The sequence below is a fragment of the Actinocrinis sp. genome, from assembly GCF_035946395.1.
In the GTDB taxonomy this organism is placed as follows: Bacteria; Actinomycetota; Actinomycetes; order Streptomycetales; family Catenulisporaceae; genus Actinocrinis.
Map to the genome: position 1 here is coordinate 1 of NZ_DASYZI010000452.1, position 5584 is coordinate 5584.

Annotated in this window: 6 protein-coding genes and 1 pseudogene; all 7 read right to left on the reverse strand. The window is 70.1% G+C overall.

The genetic code is table 11. The features are described from left to right. Window position 1: 1 nt before the first annotated feature. The gene (locus tag VGS97_RS28700; RefSeq protein ID WP_349262304.1) at window positions 2-1318 is read right to left on the reverse strand and encodes a glycoside hydrolase family 19 protein; all 1317 of its coding nucleotides are present in this window, start codon (window positions 1316-1318) and stop codon (window positions 2-4) included. A 246-nt stretch (window positions 1319-1564) separates the two neighbouring features. Further along, the gene (locus VGS97_RS28705) at window positions 1565-1759 is read right to left on the reverse strand and encodes a hypothetical protein (RefSeq protein WP_326856816.1); all 195 of its coding nucleotides are present in this window, start codon (window positions 1757-1759) and stop codon (window positions 1565-1567) included. A 119-nt stretch (window positions 1760-1878) separates the two neighbouring features. Continuing rightward, window positions 1879-2463, reverse strand: a complete 585-nt coding sequence (locus VGS97_RS28710; protein ID WP_326856817.1) for a hypothetical protein — start codon at window positions 2461-2463, stop codon at window positions 1879-1881. Window positions 2464-2652: 189 nt separating this feature from the next. Further along, the gene (locus VGS97_RS28715; RefSeq protein ID WP_326856818.1) at window positions 2653-3084 is read right to left on the reverse strand and encodes a hypothetical protein; all 432 of its coding nucleotides are present in this window, start codon (window positions 3082-3084) and stop codon (window positions 2653-2655) included. 123 nt (window positions 3085-3207) lie between these two features. Beyond that, the gene (locus VGS97_RS28720; RefSeq protein WP_326856819.1) at window positions 3208-4485 is read right to left on the reverse strand and encodes an Ig-like domain repeat protein; all 1278 of its coding nucleotides are present in this window, start codon (window positions 4483-4485) and stop codon (window positions 3208-3210) included. A gap of 94 nt (window positions 4486-4579) precedes the next feature. Then, window positions 4580-5023, reverse strand: a complete 444-nt coding sequence (locus tag VGS97_RS28725) for a helix-turn-helix transcriptional regulator (RefSeq protein WP_326856820.1) — start codon at window positions 5021-5023, stop codon at window positions 4580-4582. Continuing rightward, window positions 4981-5584: pseudogene (locus VGS97_RS28730) on the reverse strand (hypothetical protein); the annotation flags it as partial. The pseudogene VGS97_RS28730 and the gene VGS97_RS28725, both read right to left, overlap by 43 nt.

The window sequence follows — 5584 nt, forward strand, 5'->3', positions numbered from 1 at the left end:
GTCAGCAGGTGAGGTTGCCGCCCGGGGAAACGCCGAGGATGGAGGTGAAGCTGTTGTAGTCGTTGACGCGGTCCTGCATCTCGGCGGTGTTGCCGCCGTTGCACTCGATGCTGTTGATGGCGCGGATGGTCGCGCCGAACCCGCTGCCGTTGACCATGGCGGTGTGCGACGTCATCGAGCTGCCGCCGGTCTGGGTCATCCAGTACCACAGGGCGGTTTCCCAGGAGACTGCGGCGTTGGTGGACACCAGGTTCGGGTTGTCCAGCAGGTCCTGGCCGATGGCCTGGCCGGCCGCGTAGTAGTTGAAGTTCCAGGAGATCTGTAGCGGGCCGCGGCCGTAGTAGGAGTAGGTGCCGGCCGGGCAGCCGTAGGACTCGGCCGCGCAGTAGTTCCCGGACTGGTCGATCTCGTTGATGTAGACCAGCCCGCCGGTCTCGTGGTCGACGTTGGCCAGGAACGCGGCGGCTTCCTGCTGCTGCACGGCGGTGCTGCCGGTGGTCGCGAACTGGGGGTACTGGCTCAGGGCGGAGACCAGGCCACTGTAAGTGTAGAAGGAGTTGCGGTTCGGGAACATCTGGTTGAACTGGGACTCGCTCACGACGAACCCGCCGCCCCCGCCGCCGCCGCCGGAGCAGCTGTACGGCGACCAGTACCAGGTGCTGATGGTCGGGTCGTAGCCGGGGTTCGCGTTGGTCGCGATGTAGTACTGGCCGTTGGCCGGGTACTGCACGATCGCGCCGACGTTGTAGTACTGGCCCGCGACCCAGGCCGGGTAGCCGCTGCAACCGGAACCGCCGCCGGGCAGCGTCCAGGACTGGTTGGCGCCCCCGGTGCAGTCCCAGATCTCGACCTGGGTGCCCGAGCCGCCCCAACCGGTGTCGTCAAGGCACTTGCCGGAGTTCGGGTTGAGCAGCGCCCCGTTCGACTGGGGCTGCCAGACCTGGGCGACGGTGCCGTTGCACGAGTACAGGTCGACCAGCGTGCCGTCGGTGGTGCCGGCCGCGGCGACGTCCAGGCACATGCCGAGTACTTCCAGGGTGCTGTTCGACTCCACCGTCCACTGCTGGGCGTTGGTGCCGTTGCAGGTGTAGACCTGGATCGGGTTGAACAGCGCGGTGCTGGCGGCGCGGTCGTCGAGGCACAGCCCCTGGTAGCCGGTGATCGCGCCGGTGCCGCCGGCGGCCTGGGCGACGCCCGCGGCGCCCACCCCGACCCCGGCCAGGAGCACGACGGCGCCGAGCACGGCCACGGCGCGGCGCCGAACGGTGTGAATCAGTGGACCCTCTGTCAGTTTCATCCGATGCGTCCCTCGCTTCATGACGCGGTGCGGTGTCGAGCCCTGATGACAGTGCACGATCAGGAAGGTGCACGATCACAGCGGCGCACGATCACGCCGGAACGCCGGGGGCCTTTCGCCGCATGCGGGTGGGTATCCGCGGCATGGCAGCGCTACGACCGGCCCGTCGAGCACGGAGAGTCGTAGGGCTGTGATCCGCGTATTCGATGCCGCGCCGTTGCATCGGGTACTGACGAGAGTGGTCTAGTCCAATTGGGATGTCAAGGTTCACCCGGGCGAGTGGCCGGACCCCGGGCGGGTGAATGCGCGTTCCTGGAAGAGTCCGGCCTTGTGCCGGATGTCCTGTGCGGTCGCGGGCAGCTCTGCTTCGATCCGGTCCGCCAGCATGTAGAGCCGCTGCGCGTAGGTGAGGCTGCCGCGCCGCGGCGGTGTCCTGTCGGGGGAGTGCTCGTCCTGGGCCATTCGCGATCTCCTTTGATCGATTCGGTCCGCGCTTCCCCCTGGTTCGGATGAGTGCGCTCATACAGAAGTCTGATATAGGTGGCCGCCCGGCGCTTCTTCAAGGTTTCCGTGAAGCGCGTTCACGCGTTCTGCCGCGGTCCGGTGCGCCGCCGACGCCGCCGTAGCGCCCACGCCACGGACCCGGCCACCACGCATGCGGTCGTGGCGAGGGCGACCCACGGCATGGTCCACAGCGAGGTGCCCGACCGGACCGACGGCAGCGTGAGATCGCGCTGGCCGGCCGCGGCGTGGGCGGTGAGCGAAACCGTGACGTGGGTCAGCCCGCCCGGCGGCACGTGGTCGAACTCTTCGGTGAAGGCGGCCGAGCCGCCCGGCAGCAGTAGAGGCAGGTCGGCTGGGGCGCGGGCGGGGGAGTAGGAGCCGAACGGGTTCGACGCGCGCAGAAGCTGGCTCGCCGAGAGCTGCACGTTCCCGGTGTTGCGGACGGTGTAGTCCACGGTGATCCGGCCCGCGCCGAGCGGATTCGCAGAGCCCTGGTAGCTCGCGCGCAGGCCCGTGATGGTGAGCGCGGGGTGCAACGGCCCGGCGACGCGCAGGTAGATGCGGGCGCCGACGCGCTCGTCCACGGTCACCCGGTCACCGCGTGCGTCACGGCCCTGAGTCGCCACGGACGCGACGATGCCGCCGGCGTGGTCCCCGGGCATTGCGTTGGCGGGTACTGCGATGCGGAACGCGACGACGACCGTCGATCGCGCGGCGACGGTGACGATCAGTGGCGTGGGTGTGGTTGATCGCGGGCCCTGCGCGGGTGTAGCGGCAGGTTGGGCTTGGGCGGCTGGGTTCGGCTGGAGCGTCGTCCAGGCGCCGACGTCCGTCGGGGCATGCCCCGCGGTCTAGACATCGAAGCCGCCGTCGCCGGTGTTGAAAGCGTCGCGCGCGTATATCGTCAGGGACAGCGGCCGGGCGCTGTAGTTGTGAATGGCCGCGTGGTCGAGGAACGTGGCGCTTGGCGTCGCGCTGTACGAGAAGTATGGCCGTGGGTCGCTGCCGCCGGGTCCGCCCGAAGTGCCGGCGGGCTGTACGGCGAAGGTTGTCGGCGTCGTCGTAGGCGTGAGCGTCGCGCTGCTTGCTGCCGCGGTCTCGACCGCGGTGGCCGTGACCGGAGCGTTCCCGGCGACGGTGATTGGCGTGCCGGTCGCGGCGTACGCCGCCGCTGACGCCGAAGACAGGGCGAGGACGAGGGCCGAGGCCGCGAGTAGCACGGAGGTTCGCAGAGGACTTCGGCCGTCCCGGCGGCGCGGCGTGAGCGGGTGTGGTGGCTGCATGGCGGAAACCGTCCCCCTCGGGTGGTCGCGGGCCGTTTGCCGGCGCGGGCGTCCGGGGTGGACCGTCCGGCCGGCAAACGGCGCGCAGTGATCGGGTGCGTGACGATCGCGTGGGCGATCGGATCAGATCGCGGTGATCGTCATGGTCGCGGTGTACGTGCCCGGGGCAGTGTCAGTGGGCACGTTGAGCGTCAGGCCGCCGCCGAAGTGCGCGGTGCCCAACCCCTGGCCGGTGACCAGGGTTTGCGCGCTCTTCAGCCCGCCCTGTCCGGTGTCGCCGGCCTCGACCGCGGCCGGGGTCACGGCGTTGCCCACCGTCGCGTGCTGCGCCGCGGACAGATCGATGATCTGCGGGGCGAGTCCGAGGTTCTGGCCGTTGATCCGGTTGGCCCCGCCGTCGCTGAAGTCGCCGACCTGGCAGCTGACCGTCCAGCCGGGATTGCCGGCCCGCGTGTCGGTCAACGTGATCGGGTTCAGGTTTCCGGAGGTGGTCATCAGGTCGCCGGCCGAGTCCAGCACCGGGCTGGGCAGCACCACCTGACTGTTCGCCACGCTGATGACCAGCGCGCCGGGCAGCACGGTGGTGGTGATGTTCTCGCCGGTCGCCCCGGTGGCCAGCGCGGTCACCTGGTACGCCACGCCCGCCGAGGCGGAGATGTCGTAGGCGGACGTCGAGGTCGGCGTGAAGACCGCGCCGAGCGTGTGCTGGCCGGACGGCAGCGCGGTGGTGGTCAGTGCCGCCGTACCGTCCGCGCCGACGGTTACCGGGCCGCCGACCGGTGTGGCGATGCCGCTGCGCGTGTCGACGAACTGAACGGTGCCGCTTGCCCCGGCCGGAGTCACCGTCGCGGTCAGGGCGACCGGCGTGTGCTCGGGTGCGGTATCGGACGGGGAAACCGCCAGCGCGGTGCTGGTGGCTGTCGCCCCGGGCACGTTGACCAGGTACGGCGTGGCCGGGCTGGTCGCCGAAGTGTACGCCGTGCTGTCCGGTACGAACTGTGCGGACAGTGAGTGCTGCCCGGCGGCCAGCGCTGTGACGCTGAGCGAGGCCGAGCCGCCGGAGACGGTCACCGGGCCGCCGAGCGCCTGCGTTCCGTCGTAGAACGTCACCACTCCGGTCGCGGTTGACGGGGTGACGTTCGCGGTGAGCGTCACCGAAGCGCCCTGCGTGCTGGAGCCTGCCGGGGACGCGCTGAGCGCGAGCTTCGCCGTCGTCGGCCCGCTCGGCGCGGGACTGGACGGTCCGGGCCGGTAGACCAGCGCGATCGGGTCGGGTCCGACGCTCGGTATCGTCTTGGCGACCGCATAACTCGGCACGCCGATTACCGTGATCGCTCCCGTGCTTGAGTTCGCCACGTACACCTGCGAGCCGCTGCGCATCGGACCGCTGACACCGGCCACGCCATCCACCCCGACGCCGAATGCGCGGCACCGCAGGCCATTGCGCCGGCAGCCGTAAGGCCGCCGTGCATTTCCTCTCACCCGAGCACAAACACTATGGATGAGCGGTCGGCGCCGATACCCCAGAAACCTGGGGCGCGGATGCGGCCCGCGCCGGATTGGGCAGCCTGCCGTCGAGGGCCAGCCCTCCGGCGCCCAACTGCGGCCGGTAATGCCGGGAGAAGACCGCGGCGGCCAGTTCGCGCCGGCTGCGCACGCCGATCTTGTCGAATATCTTCTCCAGGTGGTCGTTCAGCGTGTTCTGGGTGATGCGCAGCTCGGCGATGATCTCCCGGCTCGACCAGCCGAGCAGGACCAGTTGAGCGATCTGCCGCTGCCGCGCGCTGAGCCCGTAGACCTCCAGGATCAGCGCGACCAGGACGCCCGGCTCCGCCGGACCGATCGACACCGTCGTCAGCCGCTGCGAGCCGGTCGTCACCCGCCACGCGTGCAGGGTCAGCCACTGCCCGCCGCGGGCGCGCACCTGCGAGCGGGCCACATCGCCCTCGTCCAGTGCCCCTGCGGCCGTCGCGACGGCGCGTACGGGTACGCTTTCGGCCCGTCAGCCGACGCCCCTTCCTGGATCTCGGCCAACAGCCGCGCGGCGGTGGTGCTGCATGTCAGCATCCGCTGGGACGCGTCAAGGACCATCAGCCCGGTGCCGTCAGCGGCCAGTCCCTCGTCGACGCCGGTCATGACCAGCGACTGGCGCACGGCCTTCGTCGCGGGTCTGCTGGAGGCCTGGGCGTTCGCCAGGTCCGCGGCGGTGAACGGGATGCTTCCGGCCGTCCTGCACAACACCAGCAGCCCCCACGTGCGACCGCCGTCGCGTAGCAGCACCCGCATTTCATCGCCGAGCCCGAGCGGTTCGAGTATGTCGCGGTAGTACGTGCTCGAACTCATCTCGCCCTGCGTGGAGCGCATCAGGGAACTGACGGCTTTCGGGCGCCGCGCCAGCGACCGCAGGTTGTCGACGTCGTCCTGCTCGACGTGTTCGATCTCGAACAACCTCGGCATGACGCTTTCCGGAAACCCGCACTCGTGAATCCCGCCCGTGTCC

What these genes read in the sequence shown, in the direction of transcription:
- VGS97_RS28700 (WP_349262304.1), bottom strand. Translation starts at nt 1,318, where the DNA reads ATGAAGCGAGGGACGCATCGGATGAAACTGACAGAGGGTCCACTGATT.
- VGS97_RS28705 (WP_326856816.1), bottom strand. Translation starts at nt 1,759, where the DNA reads ATGGCCCAGGACGAGCACTCCCCCGACAGGACACCGCCGCGGCGCGGC.
- VGS97_RS28710 (WP_326856817.1), bottom strand. Translation starts at nt 2,463, where the DNA reads ATGCCCGGGGACCACGCCGGCGGCATCGTCGCGTCCGTGGCGACTCAG.
- VGS97_RS28715 (WP_326856818.1), bottom strand. Translation starts at nt 3,084, where the DNA reads ATGCAGCCACCACACCCGCTCACGCCGCGCCGCCGGGACGGCCGAAGT.